This is a genomic window from Shewanella sp. Isolate7 (genome assembly GCF_022398425.1).
In the GTDB taxonomy this organism is placed as follows: domain Bacteria; phylum Pseudomonadota; class Gammaproteobacteria; order Enterobacterales; family Shewanellaceae; genus Shewanella.
In genome coordinates, this window is sequence record NZ_JAKEVJ010000028.1 from 48,002 (window position 1) to 64,924 (window position 16,923).

A 16,923-nucleotide genomic window follows, 5' to 3' on the forward strand; every position below is an offset into this window, starting at 1 on the left:
AGTAAGAGGATTAGGCCAACGCATCACGCCACAGCTTTCGCTTGCCCCACCAGAGCGTGAACAAGGAAAAAGCCACCAGGCCGATATCCAATGCCAGCCAAGTGCTCAGATCCTTGCCATCTCGCATCGCCACCAAGGCGGTAGACAGCCAGATAGCATGACAGATCACCACAAACAGACTCAGCGAGATATGCATGGCATTGCGGGCGGCGCAGCCGAGCCCAAGCAATATGGCGCAGACGCAGAAGGTGCTGAGCACCAGGTGACTCCAGAGAATCAGGGTAAATTCCGGCCTCAACGCCAGGGTCAGAGTCGCCAGCAACGCCATGGTCAGGGTGAGATAACCCAGCAAGCGGTATTGGGCACTGGCGAAGGCCTCCACCAACCCACATTTACCGTCGAAGCCCGGCAAGATATAGAGGGTCTCGACCGCTCGCCAGCGCTGCACACGACTCCAGTGAACCAAGGAACAGGCTATCGCACTGAACTGTGCCGCGATGAAGAGCACGGGCAGCTCGATACCGACGAAGAAGTTCACCAGGTCGAGCAGCAGCGCTAGGGCCGGCAATAGCACCAGCATCATAGAGAGCATGGGCCCGACGAAAAAGTTTACCGGATGCAACCATCTGTCCAGGCGGGTCATCAGGGTATTTGAGCCGAGATTCGGCAGCCAGAACCAGCCCATCTCCAGACCATTGAGGTAGACGGTTCTGGCCTCAAGGTGCCAGACCCTAGCTTGCAGGTCACAGCGGATCAGATAGATAAGTCCCACGGCCGCCAGAGGCAGGAACCAGAAGCTGAGACTCGGTAAGAAGGCGGTGATCTCCGGCAGAAACGGTAACAACAGAAACAGCGCGAAGGAGAAATAGAAGCCCTTGATATGCAAACGACAGAAGTAGATAAAGGCGATCCCCGCCAGACTGGCCAGAATCACCTGCTCGACCGCCCCCGGCAGGGGCAGCATAAGCGCCGCGGTCAGCGAGATAAGGGTGGCAATCATGCCCACCACCAGCGCCTGCCATTGAATGCTCTGTGAATAACCCGGTACCAGGCTGGCCCACTCGGTGGCCGACAGGCGATTGAGTTGCCAGGCGATCGCCGCGCAGGTGGAGACCTGTATCATCCCCAGCATCACAGGCATGGCGTCTAACTTACCCGAGAGTGCCAGCACCAACATCATCGCCAGCGCCAGTAGGGCTGTGCCGAGAAAACTGACACTGCCGACGTCGAACAACCAGAAGCGCGCCATACCGCTCAGCGCTCTAGGCATCATCTGTGCAGCTCCATGAAGAGTTGTTCCAGGTTCATGGGGGTGACCGACGCAAATTGAGGCGCCATGGTGGCATCATAATGGTCCACCAGCAGCTTATCCTGCTGACGATTGAGCACAACAAGCCCCTCTGGCAGGGAGGCATCATGCTTGAGACTCACCAGCTGCACACTCTCCCTGAGGGTGTCTATCTCTTTAAACAACACCAGCTTACCCTTGCGCATCAGGGCCACGTGACTGGCGACCCGCTCGAGATCTGAGGTGATGTGTGAAGAGAAGAGCACCGCCGAGCCGGCATCCAGCGCCAGATCGAATAGGTCCGACATAAACTCGCGCCGGGCGATAGGATCTAGGCTGGCAACGGGCTCATCGAGGATCAACAACTTGGGGCGGTAGGCCATCGCCATGATCAAGGCCAGCGACTGGCGCTGCCCCACCGACAGACGCTGCACCTGCTGCGTCCCGTCGAGCTGGAAGCGGCTCAGCCACTCCTGCTCCAACGACTCGTCCCAGCTGGGATAGAAGCTGCGATGCAGGGCCAGGGCTCGGTCGACGGTGAAGCCCTCATAGCCGAAGGGCTGCTGGGGTACATAGCCGATCTGCGCCTTCTGGGCCGAGCTGATGTTATCGCTGCTACCGCCGAGGATCTCTATCTGACCCTCGCTGACCTCTAGGATCCCCAGGGCACAGCGCATCAGGGTCGACTTGCCCGCACCATTTTGCCCCAGCAGACCCACCACCATGCCCGGATAGAGGGTCATAGACAGATCGTCAATGGCTAGCTTGCCGTCAAACGCCTTGCTGATCCCATGGAAGGCCAATATGGCTTGATTGCTCTCTTGCATCTGCATCTGTTCCTTTATTGCGTCTGTTGCCATGCCTTGGCGATGATGGCGTTGAGTTCCTCCAGGCTTACCCCTAACTGCTTTGCCTGGTCGATGAGTGAATTGACCTGAGGCGCCATCAAGTCAGAACTTGAGGTGCCTTGGCTATCGCCACGCTGCGCCACCCGGGTCGGTTGGCCGCGACGACGCTCGAGCCAACCCTGTTCCACCAACTGCTGAATGGCGCGGGAGACCGTCATGGGATTGACCGCCAGATGCTCGGCGATCTGCCGCACCGAAGGCAATACCTCCTGAGGTTGCAGCTGGCCGCCGACGATCAGACGCACTATCTGATCGCTAAGCTGGCGGTAGATGGGGTCGCCATTACTGGGGTTGACATTGAGTAAATCTAGCATTAGCCTTTATTCACTGTATTAATACATTGATACACCGATACAGTGCTAAATTAACATAGATACGGTAAATTTCAACTAAGGAATCGGTATCATGCTTCAAGGAAAGGTTAAATTGATGGCCAATAGATTCACCCGGCAGCAGCGACTGGCCGCGCTACTCCTGCCCGCCTGTATGGCATTACTCCTGTTGTCTCAGCCCACCTGGGCAGGCGATCGCCAAGAGAGCCAGCAAGACAGCAAGCCAGCGTCTTGCTATGTGGACGGCTTGTCCGACCGTCTGCGCTGCGGCGCCATCACCGTGCCAGAAAATTACGCCGCCCCTCAGGGCAAACAGATAAAGATCCACTACCTGATTCTGCCCGCCATCAAACCCAGTTTCGAGAAAGAAGCACTGCTAGCCATCGCCGGCGGTCCGGGTCAATCGGCCATAGATAACGCCGCCAGCTTCGACAAGATCTTTACCAAGGTGCGTCAGCAGCGAGACATACTGCTGATCGACCAGCGCGGTACAGGCAGCTCTAACCAACTGACCTGCGAGGGCGCGGGCTTCGAGGGGGGGCTGGCCTTCAACGATGATGAACTGGATATCGCCGCCGAGACCAAGGCCTGCCTGAGCGAACTCGATGCCGACGTCAGCCAGTATGGCAGCGAGACAGCGCTAAAAGATTTCGAGGCGGTCAGACAAGCCCTGGGTTACCAGAAACTGCACCTGTACGGCATCTCCTACGGCACTCGCATGGCCCAGCTCTATATGCGTCACTATCCAGAGGCCCTGGCGACAGTCACCCTGGACGGCGTGGTTCCCATGCAACAGAGCGTGCTCAACATCGGCGATGCCATCACCCGCGCCATCGACCTTCTGCTCCAGGATTGCCAAAGCAATGCCCTTTGTCATCAAGAGTTTCCTAATCTCAAAGCTGAGCTCGAACAGGTAGAGACGCTGCTCAGCCAGGGAGCACAGATCAGCCAGACCCGCGATCCCCTCACCAATGCGCCGACCCAACTGACCATGACCCGCGCCAAATTTATGGGCGCCATCCGCATGGCACTCTACATGCCTAATATTAGGGCGCTGCTGCCTCACGCCATTCACCAGGCGGCAGAGGGGAACTTTCAGGCCATCATGGGGCTGTATGCCCTCACGGTAAATAGTACGGGCATCGCCGCCGGTATGCACTCGGCAGTGGTCTGCGGCGAAGATTGGCAGCGTTTCTCTCAGGCCGAGCGCGAGCGTCTAAGCCAGAGCTACTTCGGCCAGGAGATGATTAAGGCCTTCGACCTGAGCTGCCCTATCTGGCAGATCCCGGCTGCCGACGCCAGTTTTGCCGCGCCCATTGCCAGCAACCTACCCACGCTAGTGTTGTCGGGACAGATAGATCCCGCGACGCCACCCAGCTGGGGTGAGCTGGCGATGGCCAAGCTGACCAATGCCAAGCATTTCGTCGCCCCCTATGCCACCCACGGCGTGGCCTATCAGTCATGCGGCAATAACCTGATTGCCGAGCTGATCGCCAGCGGCAGCGTCGACGGCCTCTCTCAGGAGTGCCTGAGCAATGACGTCAGCCGTAACTTCTACCTCAACGCCAATACGGTAGAAGCCATCCCACAGGACAAACTCAGTCAGAGCAATCTCAGCCAGGCCGCTACTAGTCAGGCCTCTGTCGGTGACGCCAAGCAGCAAGGAGCACACCATGATTAAGGTATCAAATTTATCTAAGCGGATCGGTGAGGTGCAGGCACTGAACGATCTGAGTTTCGAGGCCCTGGACGGCCAGATCACCGGCCTGCTGGGCCCTAACGGCGCGGGCAAGACCACCTGTCTGCGTACCGTGTTTGGTCTGCTCAAGCCCGACCAAGGCATCGCCGAAATAGACGGCATAGATGTCGCCAAACAGCCGGTGGCCGCCAAGCAGCAGCTGGGCCTATTCCCCGACCCCTTCGGCCTGTATGAACGCCTGACGCCGAGAGAATATATCCGCTTCTTCGCCGAGCTGAACGGCCTCTCTCGCGACCAGGCCAAGGCCGCCTCGGCCAAGGTGCTCAGCAAGCTGCATATGGATGATATTGCCGATCGCAAGTGCAAGGGCTTCTCCCAGGGACAAAGGATGAAGACGGCGCTGGCGCAGGCCATAGTGCATGAGCCCACCAATATCATACTCGACGAACCCACCCGCGGCCTGGACGTGATGAGCACCCGAGTACTGCGCGACCTGCTGAAGGATCTCAAGCAGGCGGGACACTGCGTACTCTTCTCCAGCCATGTAATGCAGGAGGTCGCCGCCCTGTGTGATCGCGTCATCGTCATGGCCGAGGGGCGCGTGGTCGCCGTTGGCAGTCCCCAGGAACTCTGCCAAAAGACCGGCAAGGCCTCACTGGAAGACGCCTTCATTCAGCTTATAGGGACCGACGAGGGAATTGCAGCATGATGAGTTCAATTATCACCATGGTCAGAAAAGAGCTGACCGATGCCGCCAGAGACAAACGTTCCGTCATGGCCGGCCTCTACTACGCCATAGGTGCGCCGCTGATGATGTGTGGCATGTTTATGATCCTGATAGGTCAGATCACTAGCCCTGAGGCGCTCAACATCACCATCACCCACGGCGAGCGCGCGCCGGATCTGGTGAAATATCTCGCCAGCAACGAGATCAGCCAGGGCGACGAAGCCGATCGCAAGGAGATAGAGCTGATCATCAGCCCGGATTACGCCGCCAACATGGCCAAGAGTCAGGCCGCAGAGATCGTGCTGATCGCCGACAACTCTAACGAGAAGCTACAATCTTCTATCCGCCGTCTTGAAGATGCACTGCAGCAGTACAGCGCCGAGATGGGCAGCCTGCGACTGATCGCCCGCGGCATAGACCCCAAGGTGATGCAGCCGATCAAGGTCAAGGTGGAAGATCAGGCCACCTCTGATTCTAAGGGCGGGATGATCTTAGGCGTCGCCATCTTCATGATGGTCTATGCGGTGTTTATCTCAGGCATGAATCTGGCCATAGACACCAGCGCCGGTGAGCGCGAACGCAACTCCCTGGCCCTGCTGCTCAGCCATCCGGTATCCACCCGAGATATCGTGCTGGCCAAGATCGCGGCGGTGACCATCTTCGCCATGCTGGGGCTGATCCTCACCCTAGTGATCTCTAAGCTCGCCTACGGCTTCGTGCCTTGGCAGGAGCTGGGCTTCTCGGTCAACATCAACATCGACTTCATTCTGTTGATGCTGGCGATCGGCCTGCCCATCGCCCTGATGGCGGCGGCGCTGCAGCTGTTTGTCTCGTTCATGGCCAAGTCGTTCAAAGAGGCCCAGTCCTACCTCACCATAGTGCTGATCGTGCCCATGATGCTGTCGATGGCGGCGAGCTATAACATAGCGCCCGACACGCTGCAGTGGCTGCCGATCTCGGGGCAGATGCAGGCGCTCATCGCCTTCATCAAGGGCAAGGATATTCCCATGTTGCAACTGGCACTCTCAAGCGCCATCACCTTCATCATCGCCCTTGCCCTGGCATTCGGCATGGAGCGCTCGCTAAAGAGTGAGAAGATCGTCTTCGGACTCTAATCCCGCTAATAATCGACAAGGGCCTACACCAGGAGGCCCTATAAGGAGCATGTCATGGATAAGCAACAAGTCGTCATGATCATCATGTTGGTATTGGTGGTCGCCACCAGTCTGAGCGAACTGTATAAACATCGCCTCAGGCTAGACAGACGCAGATCGACGCCTCGCAACACAGATGAGATGGACCGCCTGAAACAGGAAAATCAAAGATTAGCCGAGCGCGTCAGCGTCCTAGAGCGTATCGTCACCGACAGCGATTATCAGCTTAGGCAGGAGTTTGCCGCGCTAAATCGCAATGCCTAACGACTGATACTCGCTACAGGCCTTAGCTACAGGCCTTAACGATTAAAGGGGCTAACAAAGCCCCTTTAATCATTAAGGTTTTTCACTTGTACTCAGGACGGCAAATGGTTTTATAATGGCGCCCCAAAACAAATCGCTATATAAAGCTTGCATCAGAGACGATATGACCAATAAGACCGCCATCAAACACACTTTCCTTGGCCTGTTTATACTATTTGGCCTGACCAACCTATCTGGCTGTGCCAGCGCCCTATGTGATGCCCAGACCGACCATGCCACCAATCCGCTGCAGAGGGAAAATACCCGCCTCGAGTGTGAGCGTCAGGTGATGAGTGCGATGGACGAGCATGAGCGCAAGCAACAAGCTGAGAGTGACGCCCGGTTTAAGGCCCACATGGACAAGCATCTCAAAGCACAGCACCTGAAAACACAAGAGTAAGCCTGGACGCCAAGGCTCTGGCTGCGCGTGGTTAACAACAAGCATGGGTATTGAACTTCTGCCGATAGGCCCGCGGGGAGAGGCTGGTCAGCTGGATGAACAGCTTCCTAAAGGAGCTGACATCTTCATAGCCGACCCGCTCGACAATCTGCTCCAGGGCCAACTCTGTGGTCTCCAGCAGCCGCTTGGCCTCATCGACCCGCAAACGCTGCATGTAGCTGGCAGGTGTCTCGTTGAGCGCCTTCTTGAAACGACGAATGAGGGTGCGCTTACCCAAAGCAAACTTCTGCGCTATCTCATCGAGCAACCAGTTTTTATCTAAATTGGACTGCATCCACTGCTGAATCTTTCTCACCAGCTCATCCGAATGCTGCTCAGGTGTGATCGCCATGGTCATAAAGGGCTGCTGGGAGCTGCGGTTAGGATCTATCAGCAAAATCTTGGCCATCTGCTGTGCCAGCCCCTCACCCGCCAGTAGCCCCACCAGATGCAGGGCCAGACTCAGATTCGAGGTGGTCGCCCCCGCAGTATGAAACTGGCCGTCGGACACCACCAGGGAGTCCATACAGAGATTGACCCTGGCGAAGTTACGCTCGAACATCTGCGACAGCCACCAGACTGTGGTGGCCCGTCTGTTATCCAGTAAGCCGGATGCCGCCAACATCAGGGTGCCAGAGCAATAGGCCGCGATGGGCTTGCCCATCAGGGCATAGGCACTAAGCGGCCCAAGCAGCGGCGAGAAGTCCTGAGCATATTGCTTAAATTCCGCCTTATTGGTCACTAAGGAGGAAGCCACTATCACGGCATCGGCCTCGAGCAACTGCGTCTCATCCTTGAGTGCCATCGCCGCCAGCTGAAACCCTTGGTTGGTGGTGATCGCCTGGCTATCGCCTGAGACGATGTGGCAATGAAACAGATCTTGGGTGACCTCGGGATTCAGCCTGCGATACAGGGTATTGGTAAAGTTAAACACATCTATGAATCCCACTATGCCGCCAGCCACCACATTGCCCGCCGCCAAAATCATGATTGTCTTCATCGCGCCCCCTCAAGATGTCACTTATCACCCAAACTTTGTCAATAATGACACTTTTTGACCGTTTGTCGAGTTTTTATACTGGGCACATTGCAAAGACAAGGAGCAGGCAAATGAACACACGCATACTACACCTGATACTGAGCCTGGGTTACTTAGGGGTTAGCTGGACCCTGCTGTTGTGGCTGCATTTTACCACTCAGCCCAATCTCTTCGCCCATTTCATCGCCATCCCCAGCCTGCTGCTGTTCAGCGCCTATAGCGCACACCAGATCATCCGCAGGGGCCTGTGACTCATCTTCACAACTGGGCATAACATCAAGACTTCAGACCAATGCATAACGCCAAGGCATAACAAAGCCCGGCAAACGCCGGGCCTTTCTGTGACGACAAATCGGCTTATTTCGCCTTGGGTCTGAAGGGCTTAATCACCGACTCGTCACACACGAGATAGGGGCCTTCCATCAGATCGATGCAGTAAGGAATTGCCGGGAACACGGCATCGAGACACTCGCGGATCGACTTAGGCTTACCGGGCAGGTTGACGATCAGGCTATCGCCGCGCAGGCCCGCGGTTTGACGAGACAGGATGGCAGTCGGCACAAACTTAAGCGACTCGGCGCGCATCAGCTCACCAAAGCCCGGCATCATACGATCGCACACCGCCTCGGTCGCCTCAGGGGTCACGTCGCGCTTGGCCGGGCCTGTGCCACCCGTGGTAACTATGAGGCAGCAATCTTGCTGATCGGCCATCTTAATCAGGGTCTGCTCGATAACTGGCTGCTCATCGGGAATGACTTCGTAGACAGGCTCCCACTCTGAGGTGAGGTATTCGCCCAACACCTCGATAATTGCCTTACCGGAAATATCTTCGTATACGCCGGCACTGGCGCGATCACTAACGGTGACTATGCCTATCTTTGCTTTTGCCATTCCACTTTATCCTTTAGGTGTTGGGTCATGCGCGGCGCAAAGCGCCCCGCTAGGGTTGCGCCCTAAAATAACATATTTTGCTTATCGCTAAAGTGGCCCAAAAGAGATAAAAATGAGACAGATGTCGAATATTAGCAAGCTAAGGTAAACTGGGAGCGAAAACCCTAGCTAGACTAACGGCAACAGGCCAAGGTCTCCTCGAGTAATGCCAGAAAGGCCTCGCGACTGGCCTTTATCACCTGAAGATCGCCGCGGCGCGCATCGGCCTCCAACTGGCGAGCAAGCTCCACCAGCGCCGTCATGCTCAGGTTGCTGGCGGCCCCCTTTACGGCGTGGAGGCTGGTGCGGATAGCGTCACAATCGGCGGCCTCTATGCCATCGAGAAACGCCTGGCGATACTTCTGCATCTCATCATCAAACACCTGTAACACCTCGTCCAGCAGCGCCTCATCTCCCGACATGAGTGCCAGGACACTCTCGCGATCGAACAGGCTATCGGCCACCTCGGCGGGCACATGTGCCTGCTCGCTATCCGGCTCATGGCCCAAGGTCGCCTCATAGTTTTGCTGGCTCAGAGAGAACCAACGATAGAGACACTTCTTCAGCCCCTCAAGCACCAGCGGCTTAGTCAGGTAGTCATCCATCCCCGCCCGCAGGCAGTGTTCCCTGTCGCCCTTCATGGCATTGGCCGTCAGCGCTATGATAGGCAGGGCGCAAAACTGACTGCCGCCCTGCCCCTCGCGAATCGCCGCCGTCGCCTGAAAACCATCCATCTCCGGCATGAGACAATCCATCAAGATCAACTGATAGGGATTCCCATGCTGCGCCGACAATACTGCCAGGGCCTCGCGCCCATTGGCGGCGACATCGGCCTCGACCCCAAGTTGTTGCAGCATTCCCAAGGCCACCAACTGGTTAACCTTATTGTCTTCCACCAGCAGCACCTTAGGCTTGTCTGGCATGGAAATCTCGACCATGGGCTCTGTCACCTGTTCGGACGCCTCGTCGTCGGGCTGATCCGACAGCGCGCGGATCAACTGACGAATGTTTAACGGCTTACCCAGGTGGGGCACCCTGGCATCACGCTTCTCGAACTCTATCTGCTGCCAATAGGAGAGCAGGGGTAATACCTTGGCCTCTTGCTGCTCATCCAGTTGACGCCAGCGAGTTAACTCATCCTCGAAGGCCTCTTGCGCGGGAGTAAAACTGTAGATGAGTAGATCCGATGACGGAATCGCCTCGTCGGGCTCGAGGTAGCCCACCTTGGCGCCCCAGCTACTCAGCAGTTCGCCCAGCATGCGCTCAAAGGCCCCCTGCTGCCCCATAAGGATCACCCGCTCTGGCGCCAACCCGTTACGCCAATCGCTAACCTCATGTCGGTCCGCCAACTGTTGCTTCAGGGTAAAGCTAAAAATGCTCCCCACTTCCTGCTGGCTCCTGACCTGAATATCCCCTTGCATCAGCTCACACAGACGCTTGGCGATAGAGAGGCCGAGCCCTGTGCCCCCGAACATGCGGGTGGTCGAGCTGTCGACCTGAATGAAGGGGTTAAACAGCATAGCCAACTTCTCTTTGGCTATGCCTATGCCGGTATCTTCCACCTCACAGGAGAACTTCACCTCGCCCGACTCACCCAAGGCGTTGGCAAGCCTTAGGGTGATCCAGCCCTCTTCGGTGAACTTAATGGCATTGCCCACCAGATTCACCAGGATCTGCCGCAAGCGACTGGGATCGCCAACCACGTAGCGGTATTGCAGCTGGGTAATATCCACGAACAGGGGCAGATTACGCTCCTCCAGCTTGAGCGCCACTGACTGCACAAAGAGATCCACCAGCTCCACCAGATCGAACTCGATCGCTTCAATCTCAAATTTACCCGACTCTATCTTGGAGAAGTCCAAGATGTCGTTGAGCAGAGACAGTAGGGATTCGGCACTGACCGAGGCCACGTCGACATAACGTTGCTGCATCGGCGACAGCTGAGTCTCGCCCAACAAGCCCAAGATACCGATGACACCGTTCATCGGGGTGCGGATCTCATGGCTCATGCAGGCGAGGAAGTCCTCCTTGGTCTTGGCGGCGACTTCGGCCTTCTCGCGCGCCTCGGACAAGGCCCAGTTGCTGAACTCCATCTCCTGGGCATAAGATTCGATCTTGCGCTCGTTAAGCTTCATCCGGGTCAGATCTTCCACACAGATGAAGTAACCTTCCACCGTGCCATCATCGCCCATGTCCGGCACATAGGTAATATGGAAAAATCTGGGCGCCTGATCCGCATCTAAGGTTTCCACCTCGAACACTTGCTTCTTGCCTTCCAGCACGCCGCGCTGATAGGGCCTCACCAACTGATAGACATCGGCGGGCTGCACCGCCTCCACCGTCTGCTCCAGCACCTCCGCCTCCGTCTTGCCGAGCCACTGTAGATAATGTTGGTTGATGAAACGATAACGACTCTGGGCATCCACATAGGCAAGCTGAATGGGGATCACATTGGTAATATTATCGATATAGCGCCGGGATTTTTGCAGCTCGAGTTGCTTCTGATTGCGCGCACTGACCGCTTCGTTGTAACTGTTGACCAGCATGCCGAACTCGTCGTCGCTATTCAGGCGTATGGTTTTCTGGCCGCCGAAGGTCTCTATCTGGCGCTGAATGCGTCGAATAGGCTCCAGCAACACCTTGTGCTGCACATAGAGATTGACCGTCAACAAGAGGGCAAAACCCAGCAGGAGAATGCCGACATAATGAGTCAACTCCTCGAAACTATAGGCCTCAATCTCGCTGGCATCATACCTGACGTAGAGCACATAGGCCCTTAGGCGTTGTAGCTCGGGGGAGATCAGGTACACCTGCTGCACCTGATGCACTATGCTGTCCTGACGCCAAACCTCCTTGGCGCTCAGCTTGTCGCTGACCCGCCGAATGATCTCCACCAGCTCGGGCTCCAGACTGCCTGACAGCGGACTTCCTAGGTACTGCCCCAGATTATCGGCCACTATCTGCTCCTCACGGGGATCGAACAGCACCAGACGCTTGATACTCCCCTGGGCGGCCAAGCCATTGACCACCCGGCGCATGTTGCTAAAGTCGGTACTCGCCTCCAGGGCAAGTCGCAGCGACACGGACACCTGGGCAATCTCATAATCGACCTGATGCTCGGTGCGCTCTGTCATCTCGTCATAGTAATAGAGGGCGATCAGCCCAGAGATGATCAAAGCACACACTAAGGTCGCCAGATTTAGCTTGTAGACAATGCCCTGGGCTATCTTGTCTCGATAGTGACGCCACATAGACTAAGGCACCTGGTAGAAGAGGTTGTCGACGTGGAGGCAGTCGGACTCAATCGCCCCGATCTTGACTAAGGTTTCGCAGACACTATAGCCAAGCTGGGTCAACTTATCTCTCTGGGCAAACAGCTTGTGTTGCTCCTCAATGCTAAGCAATTTGAGATCCGCCAGTGCCTCTTTAAACTCGGCGACCTGCAGGCCTTCACGCTTGGCCATGATGGCCATCGCCTCCTCGGGATACTGGCGCATATAGTCCAAGGTCAATTGCCATGCCTGATGGATCTGATCCACCAACTGTGGGTGCTCCGCCAGTACGCTGGAGGAGATAGACAGGGTATCTAACACCTCCTCGGGGATCTCCTTGGTGGAAAACAGCTGACGATAGGCGCCGCTCGACTGTATCTCCACCGAATAGGGAGGATAGGTCACCATGGCGGCGATCTTGCCTACGGCCAGGGCACTTACCGCAGCTCCCTGCTCGACGTTAATCACATTCACATCATCTAGCTGCATCTGATGTTGGCGAAGGGCTCGCTCCAACACGAAGATCCCTAAGGAGCTGACCTCACAACCTATGGTCTGCCCCCTGAGTGCCTGCATATTCTCTATCGAAGTGGGTGCGATGATCACATCACCGCCATCCGAATAGTCGGCCAACAACACAATTTTTATCGGCTTGCCTCCCAGCGGCGCCACCTGAATCGCCTCAATCATGGTGCTGGCAAAACCATCCACATGGCCAGTTAAATAGGCGCGCTGAGCATCTGACAGGGTCGACACCTGAACCAACTCGATATTGGCCCCCACCTGACGATAGAACCCCTTCTGTTTCGCCAGATAGAGAAGTTCATACCCGGGCCAGGGATTAATGGCGATAGTGACAGCCTCTTCGACCTTTTTCGGCCCACAGCCGACCATGAGCATGGCGAGTAGTGGCAGTAATAGCCCCGAAATGATTCCCTTAATCATTTTTTATGCTTCCTTAGTCATGTTCTACCGTCAGGTAGGCGCCGTCCTGATAACAGACCACGCAGTTACGCCCGTCGGCCTTGGCCTTATATACGGCCTCATCGACCAACATTAGCAGATGGGATAGATCGGCATTCTGTGGATTAGCGGTCACCACGCCGAAGCTGCCCGTCACTTCGAGTCCCATGGGGTTAAGATGTGCCAAATGCCGACGCACATCTTCCGTTTTCTCTCTGGCGATATCCAAGTTACACTCCATCAAGATTACAAACTCCTCGCCGCCCATGCGCGCCACCACATCTTCCTTGCGAAAGCTCTCCTGCAACAGCTTGGCGACCGCCTGCAACACGAGGTCACCAACGTGGTGTCCGTTAAAGTCATTGATCTTCTTGAAGTGATCCAAATCCAGCATAACGATGGAGAGCTCGCTCTGATGTCGCACCATGCTAGAGAGGCTTTGGGCTGCCCGTTCGGCGAGGAAATGACGATTGTAGAGGCCAGTAAGCTGGTCGTGCAGCGCCATAAATTTTAGCTTGTCGCTATGCTGCTTGAGTTGGATATGAGTATTCACGCGAGCGCGTACGATCGCCGGGCGGATCGGCTTGGTGATATAGTCCACCGCCCCTATCTCTAATCCCTTCTGCTCATCTTCATCCGAATCTTTAGCTGTCACGAAGATGATGGGGATCTCGGCCGTCTCGGGGTTGGCCTTCAATTGACGACATACCTGGTAGCCATCCATGCCGGGCATCAAGACATCCAGCAAGATAATATCGGGTTTCTGCCTGGCAACCCTGAGGCATTCCTCACCACTGTCGGCGGTCCAGACCTGAAACATATCCTTGAGACACTGCCTCATGATCAGGACATTCGTCTTCACATCATCAACCACCAGCACTACAGATTGTTCTTCCATGCCATCCCCTAATCAACCAAGAGCAATTAGCCGCAATGTTTCAATTGGATAGAGCTATTTTTAAGTGTAGCAGAAAGGATTTTTTCGTCCCTAAATCCCACCATTAACATCACAGATGTCGGCGAAACTGACAACCAAAAAATGAATGCAAAAGACAAAAGGGCCAACAGGCCCTTTTGAAACGAATAGCGATTAGCAGCGGTAAGTTAAATTGTATTAGTTCAGACTAGATCTGACACATCTACTTGAAAAGGTGAGAGTTACCCGGTTTGATAAAGGTGTCGAGTCTTTATTAAACAAACCAAAAAGGTAACTCTCATGTTTCATACTAACAATCCGATCATCAAACACAAAGCTGGTTTACTTAATCTGGCCGAAGAACTCGGTAATGTCTCAAAAGCCTGCAAAGTCATGGGCGTATCGCGGGACACGTTTTATCGCTATCAAGAACTGGTAGAAGAAGGTGGTATTGATTCACTAATTAACCAGTCCAGACGAACTCCTAATCTCAAGAATCGCGTTGATGAACAAATTGAGCAAGCTGTTATCAAACATGCAGTGGACTTCCCTGCGCACGGCCAAGCGAGAACCAGCAACGAATTGCGTAAACAAGGCGTCTTTGTGTCAGGTAGTGGTGTTCGCTCTATCTGGCTTCGCCATGATCTAGAGAACTTCAAAAAACGCCTGTCAGCATTGGAAGCCAAAGTAGCACGAGACGGCATTATCCTGAGCGAGGAGCAAGTCGTTGGGTAATCCTCCCATTTTTAACCGTAGTTAAAAGTAGAGGTTAAGCAGCCATCAAAGGTGGCTTTCCGCCATTGGCCTTGTGTGGCCGTTCATAATTATAGAACCATAGCCATTTAGTGGCATAGTCCTGAACTTCTTCAAGCGTATCAAATAAATTGTACTAGCTCAGACCTGATCTGACAGTTACCCAGTTTTCTGGTGCCTTCGTCAGATTAGATTTGAGCTAGTACAGGTAAATTGCCTGACATTGTCGTCCCTTATTGTCGATTGGTTTTTGTTTTTATTATGGTTATTACTTTTAATTTAGTTTGCGTTTTTTTGCCTGATTGAAGTCGATGACGTTATCGGGTGTCTCTTCGTTGAACGTGTCAGGGGCAATCTCTTGGTAATAATCATGGATTGCTTGGCTGAGTTCGGCATTCATCCCATCAAAGTAGTCGTCATCGGGAATCCCCCGCTTAACCATTTCGGCGTGCATCATCTGTCGGCGTAGAGATCCAAATAACTGGCGGATCAGTTTGTCCTCGTTGTCGCCTAACTCGCTGTAGGTCTGCATCCAATCAATGAACATTTCTTCATCGGGGTGAAAGTGGTCTTTCTTTTGTTTGGTCGAGCGAATCATACTGTTGATCCACTCATCAAAGCTGGCGCACTCTTCGTGGCCGTCAGGGAGAGAACCTACTTGGTAAACTCGATTTTCAAATTGCCAAGCGACATCGTTAATGTGGCTTTACACACTGCGGTCACCGCGTTGACAAAAGAAAGGTCTAGGATGAAGATTGATGAACTCATTGAACATCTCTTCGAAGCTCTCTTCATCGCACATTTCGAACTCTTCACCAAAGAACTGCATGTTGTTAAACACCCGTTCCAACAGTTGGTTGGTGAACTCGAGCCAATCCCCTTTTTGAATGCCAACAAACACCATGGAGTAACGGGTTTCGACATGCATGGCGATCAGCACTTTCTTGCGTCGAACGTTTACCGCATGCACCAACCAAGCACTGATTGGTACTGTAGGGGTATTTAACCCATTCTCGGCTTCAGAACCACTGACAGAGTCCGTCGGCGGTTCTTCCAGTGGGGAGATTTTTTGCCATTGCGCTTTACGGTGAAAAAGTCCGCAGCGGCTTTGGTGCAGTTAAACAGTAACATTGTTTAATACCTAGTTTTGATAACGGCAATAATGTGTGACGCACTGCGTCACACTTTAGTTGAGAGTTAAGAGACGCTTTACGCCACAACTTCTTCATCCACTTTTACACGGCGCTTACCCATTAACAACTGCTGCATCAAAGCCTTTTTCTCTTGATTGAAGTGAGCAAGTTTTGTTTCAAGCACTTCTATTTCTTTGTCGGCAGCAGTTAGGGAAACTGCGAACAAGTCCTGCAATTTAGGTATCGAGCGAGGTTTTGAGCGGCCCGCCTGATTTTTGAACGCTAAGTGTTCAATTTTGGCCAACATACTGCCGTTTTACGCCGAATTTCGACCTAATTCCAGGCTGTTCCCGGATTTCAGACAGATCTTGGCTGTCGTCGTAACATCTGGTCTACTTTAAACAGGTTCGCCAAGGTGAATAGCATGGCTAACTGTGAGTCATTTTTCGTCAGCCCNAAACTGCGAACAAGTCCTGCAATTTAGGTATCGAGCGAGGTTTTGAGCGGCCCGCCTGATTTTTGAACGCTAAGTGTTCAATTTTGGCCAACATACTGCCGTTTTACGCCGAATTTCGACCTAATTCCAGGCTGTTCCCGGATTTCAGACAGATCTTGGCTGTCGTCGTAACATCTGGTCTACTTTAAACAGGTTCGCCAAGGTGAATAGCATGGCTAACTGTGAGTCATTTTTCGTCAGCCCTTTATAGCGTGCTTTGATAAAACCGAACTGACATTTGATGATCCGGAACGGGTGTTCTACCTTCGCCCGAATACTGGCTTTTAAATACTCGATGTTGATAGCGGTTTTATTCTTGCGGGGATGCTTCTTCAGTGCCCGAACTTTGCCGGGACGCTCTGCTATCAGCCATTCCACATTAGTATCTTCTAGCTCTTCGCGTTTTTCTGCGCCTTGATAACCAGCATCACCAGAGATGAATTCCTCGTCGCCATGTAACAGATTTTTCAACTGGTTCAAGTCATGTTCATTGGCGGCGGTTGTCACCAGCGTATGGGTGAGGCCACTCTTTGCATCCACGCCAATGTGAGCTTTCATACCGAAGTGCCAT

General features: G+C 54.2%; 17 protein-coding genes and 3 pseudogenes. 7 read left to right on the plus strand and 13 right to left on the minus strand.

Features of this window, described 5'->3' with window-relative positions:
• Positions 1-10 precede the first annotated feature (10 nt).
• From L1D47_RS09020 to L1D47_RS09030, 3 genes are read right to left on the minus strand one after another with little or no spacing between them, the layout of a single operon-like run.
• The gene (locus L1D47_RS09020) at positions 11-1,273 is read right to left on the minus strand and encodes a hypothetical protein (RefSeq protein WP_239884205.1); all 1,263 of its coding nucleotides are present in this window, start codon (positions 1,271-1,273) and stop codon (positions 11-13) included.
• Positions 1,270-2,115, minus strand: a complete 846-nt coding sequence (locus L1D47_RS09025) for an ABC transporter ATP-binding protein (RefSeq protein WP_239884206.1) — start codon at positions 2,113-2,115, stop codon at positions 1,270-1,272. The genes L1D47_RS09020 and L1D47_RS09025 overlap by 4 nt, the downstream gene beginning before the upstream one ends.
• A 14-nt stretch (positions 2,116-2,129) precedes the next feature.
• A complete protein-coding gene (locus tag L1D47_RS09030; protein WP_041509761.1) occupies positions 2,130-2,510 on the minus strand; it encodes a GntR family transcriptional regulator in 381 nt (126 codons plus the stop codon).
• Positions 2,511-2,625: 115 nt separating this feature from the next.
• Between L1D47_RS09030 and L1D47_RS09035 the strand changes: the two genes are divergently transcribed.
• The 5 genes from L1D47_RS09035 (at position 2,626) to L1D47_RS09055 (ending at position 6,811) form a co-directional block, all read left to right on the plus strand.
• On the plus strand, positions 2,626-4,209 hold the full coding sequence (locus tag L1D47_RS09035; protein ID WP_239884212.1) for an alpha/beta fold hydrolase: 1,584 nt from the start codon (positions 2,626-2,628) through the stop codon (positions 4,207-4,209).
• The gene (locus tag L1D47_RS09040) at positions 4,202-4,936 is read left to right on the plus strand and encodes an ATP-binding cassette domain-containing protein (RefSeq protein ID WP_041509760.1); all 735 of its coding nucleotides are present in this window, start codon (positions 4,202-4,204) and stop codon (positions 4,934-4,936) included. Before L1D47_RS09035 ends, L1D47_RS09040 begins: the two co-directional genes overlap by 8 nt.
• Positions 4,936-6,069, plus strand: a complete 1,134-nt coding sequence (locus L1D47_RS09045; RefSeq protein WP_239884250.1) for an ABC transporter permease — start codon at positions 4,936-4,938, stop codon at positions 6,067-6,069. The genes L1D47_RS09040 and L1D47_RS09045 overlap by 1 nt, the downstream gene beginning before the upstream one ends.
• 54 nt (positions 6,070-6,123) lie before the next feature.
• Positions 6,124-6,372 (plus strand): hypothetical protein, encoded by a 249-nt coding sequence (locus L1D47_RS09050; RefSeq protein ID WP_041509759.1) that lies wholly within the window; start codon positions 6,124-6,126, stop codon positions 6,370-6,372.
• 163 nt (positions 6,373-6,535) lie between these two features.
• Complete coding sequence (locus tag L1D47_RS09055) at positions 6,536-6,811, plus strand: hypothetical protein (protein WP_239884214.1); 276 nt, start codon at positions 6,536-6,538, stop codon at positions 6,809-6,811.
• Between the two features lie 31 nt (positions 6,812-6,842).
• Here the strand turns inward: L1D47_RS09055 and L1D47_RS09060 are convergent, their stop codons facing one another.
• Positions 6,843-7,850: a helix-turn-helix domain-containing protein gene (locus L1D47_RS09060; protein ID WP_239884216.1), complete on the minus strand. Its 1,008-nt coding sequence runs from the start codon at positions 7,848-7,850 to the stop codon at positions 6,843-6,845.
• Positions 7,851-7,960: 110 nt separating this feature from the next.
• Here L1D47_RS09060 and L1D47_RS09065 point away from each other — a divergent pair, with 110 nt between their 5' ends.
• On the plus strand, positions 7,961-8,140 hold the full coding sequence (locus L1D47_RS09065) for a hypothetical protein (RefSeq protein WP_239884219.1): 180 nt from the start codon (positions 7,961-7,963) through the stop codon (positions 8,138-8,140).
• Positions 8,141-8,246: 106 nt separating this feature from the next.
• Here L1D47_RS09065 and mog read toward each other — a convergent pair whose 3' ends face one another.
• From mog to L1D47_RS09085, 4 genes are all read right to left on the minus strand, one after another.
• Complete coding sequence (gene mog, locus L1D47_RS09070) at positions 8,247-8,780, minus strand: molybdopterin adenylyltransferase (RefSeq protein ID WP_041509755.1); 534 nt, start codon at positions 8,778-8,780, stop codon at positions 8,247-8,249.
• A gap of 173 nt (positions 8,781-8,953) precedes the next feature.
• Positions 8,954-12,070 carry an ATP-binding protein gene (locus L1D47_RS09075; RefSeq protein WP_239884227.1) on the minus strand — a complete coding sequence of 1,039 codons (3,117 nt, stop codon included), beginning with the start codon at positions 12,068-12,070 and terminating at the stop codon, positions 8,954-8,956.
• Between the two features lie 3 nt (positions 12,071-12,073).
• A complete protein-coding gene (locus tag L1D47_RS09080) occupies positions 12,074-13,036 on the minus strand; it encodes an ABC transporter substrate-binding protein (protein WP_239884236.1) in 963 nt (320 codons plus the stop codon).
• 13 nt (positions 13,037-13,049) lie between these two features.
• On the minus strand, positions 13,050-13,952 hold the full coding sequence (locus tag L1D47_RS09085) for a diguanylate cyclase (RefSeq protein ID WP_239884241.1): 903 nt from the start codon (positions 13,950-13,952) through the stop codon (positions 13,050-13,052).
• Between the two features lie 318 nt (positions 13,953-14,270).
• Here L1D47_RS09085 and L1D47_RS09090 point away from each other — a divergent pair.
• A pseudogene (locus L1D47_RS09090) lies at positions 14,271-14,696 on the plus strand (helix-turn-helix domain-containing protein); the annotation flags it as partial.
• 43 nt (positions 14,697-14,739) lie between these two features.
• On the opposite strand, the pseudogene L1D47_RS09095 reads toward L1D47_RS09090, so the two are convergent.
• The 5 genes and pseudogenes from L1D47_RS09095 to L1D47_RS09120 form a co-directional block, all read right to left on the minus strand.
• Positions 14,740-14,856: pseudogene (locus L1D47_RS09095) on the minus strand (integrase core domain-containing protein); the annotation flags it as partial.
• A 141-nt stretch (positions 14,857-14,997) separates the two neighbouring features.
• Positions 14,998-15,321 (minus strand): hypothetical protein, encoded by a 324-nt coding sequence (locus L1D47_RS09100; RefSeq protein ID WP_239884242.1) that lies wholly within the window; start codon positions 15,319-15,321, stop codon positions 14,998-15,000.
• A gap of 108 nt (positions 15,322-15,429) precedes the next feature.
• Complete coding sequence (locus L1D47_RS09105; RefSeq protein ID WP_239884243.1) at positions 15,430-15,651, minus strand: hypothetical protein; 222 nt, start codon at positions 15,649-15,651, stop codon at positions 15,430-15,432.
• Positions 15,652-15,932: 281 nt separating this feature from the next.
• Complete coding sequence (locus L1D47_RS09110) at positions 15,933-16,163, minus strand: hypothetical protein (RefSeq protein ID WP_239884244.1); 231 nt, start codon at positions 16,161-16,163, stop codon at positions 15,933-15,935.
• A 294-nt stretch (positions 16,164-16,457) separates the two neighbouring features.
• Positions 16,458-16,923 (minus strand): annotated as a pseudogene (locus L1D47_RS09120) (IS5-like element ISVch9 family transposase); the annotation flags it as partial.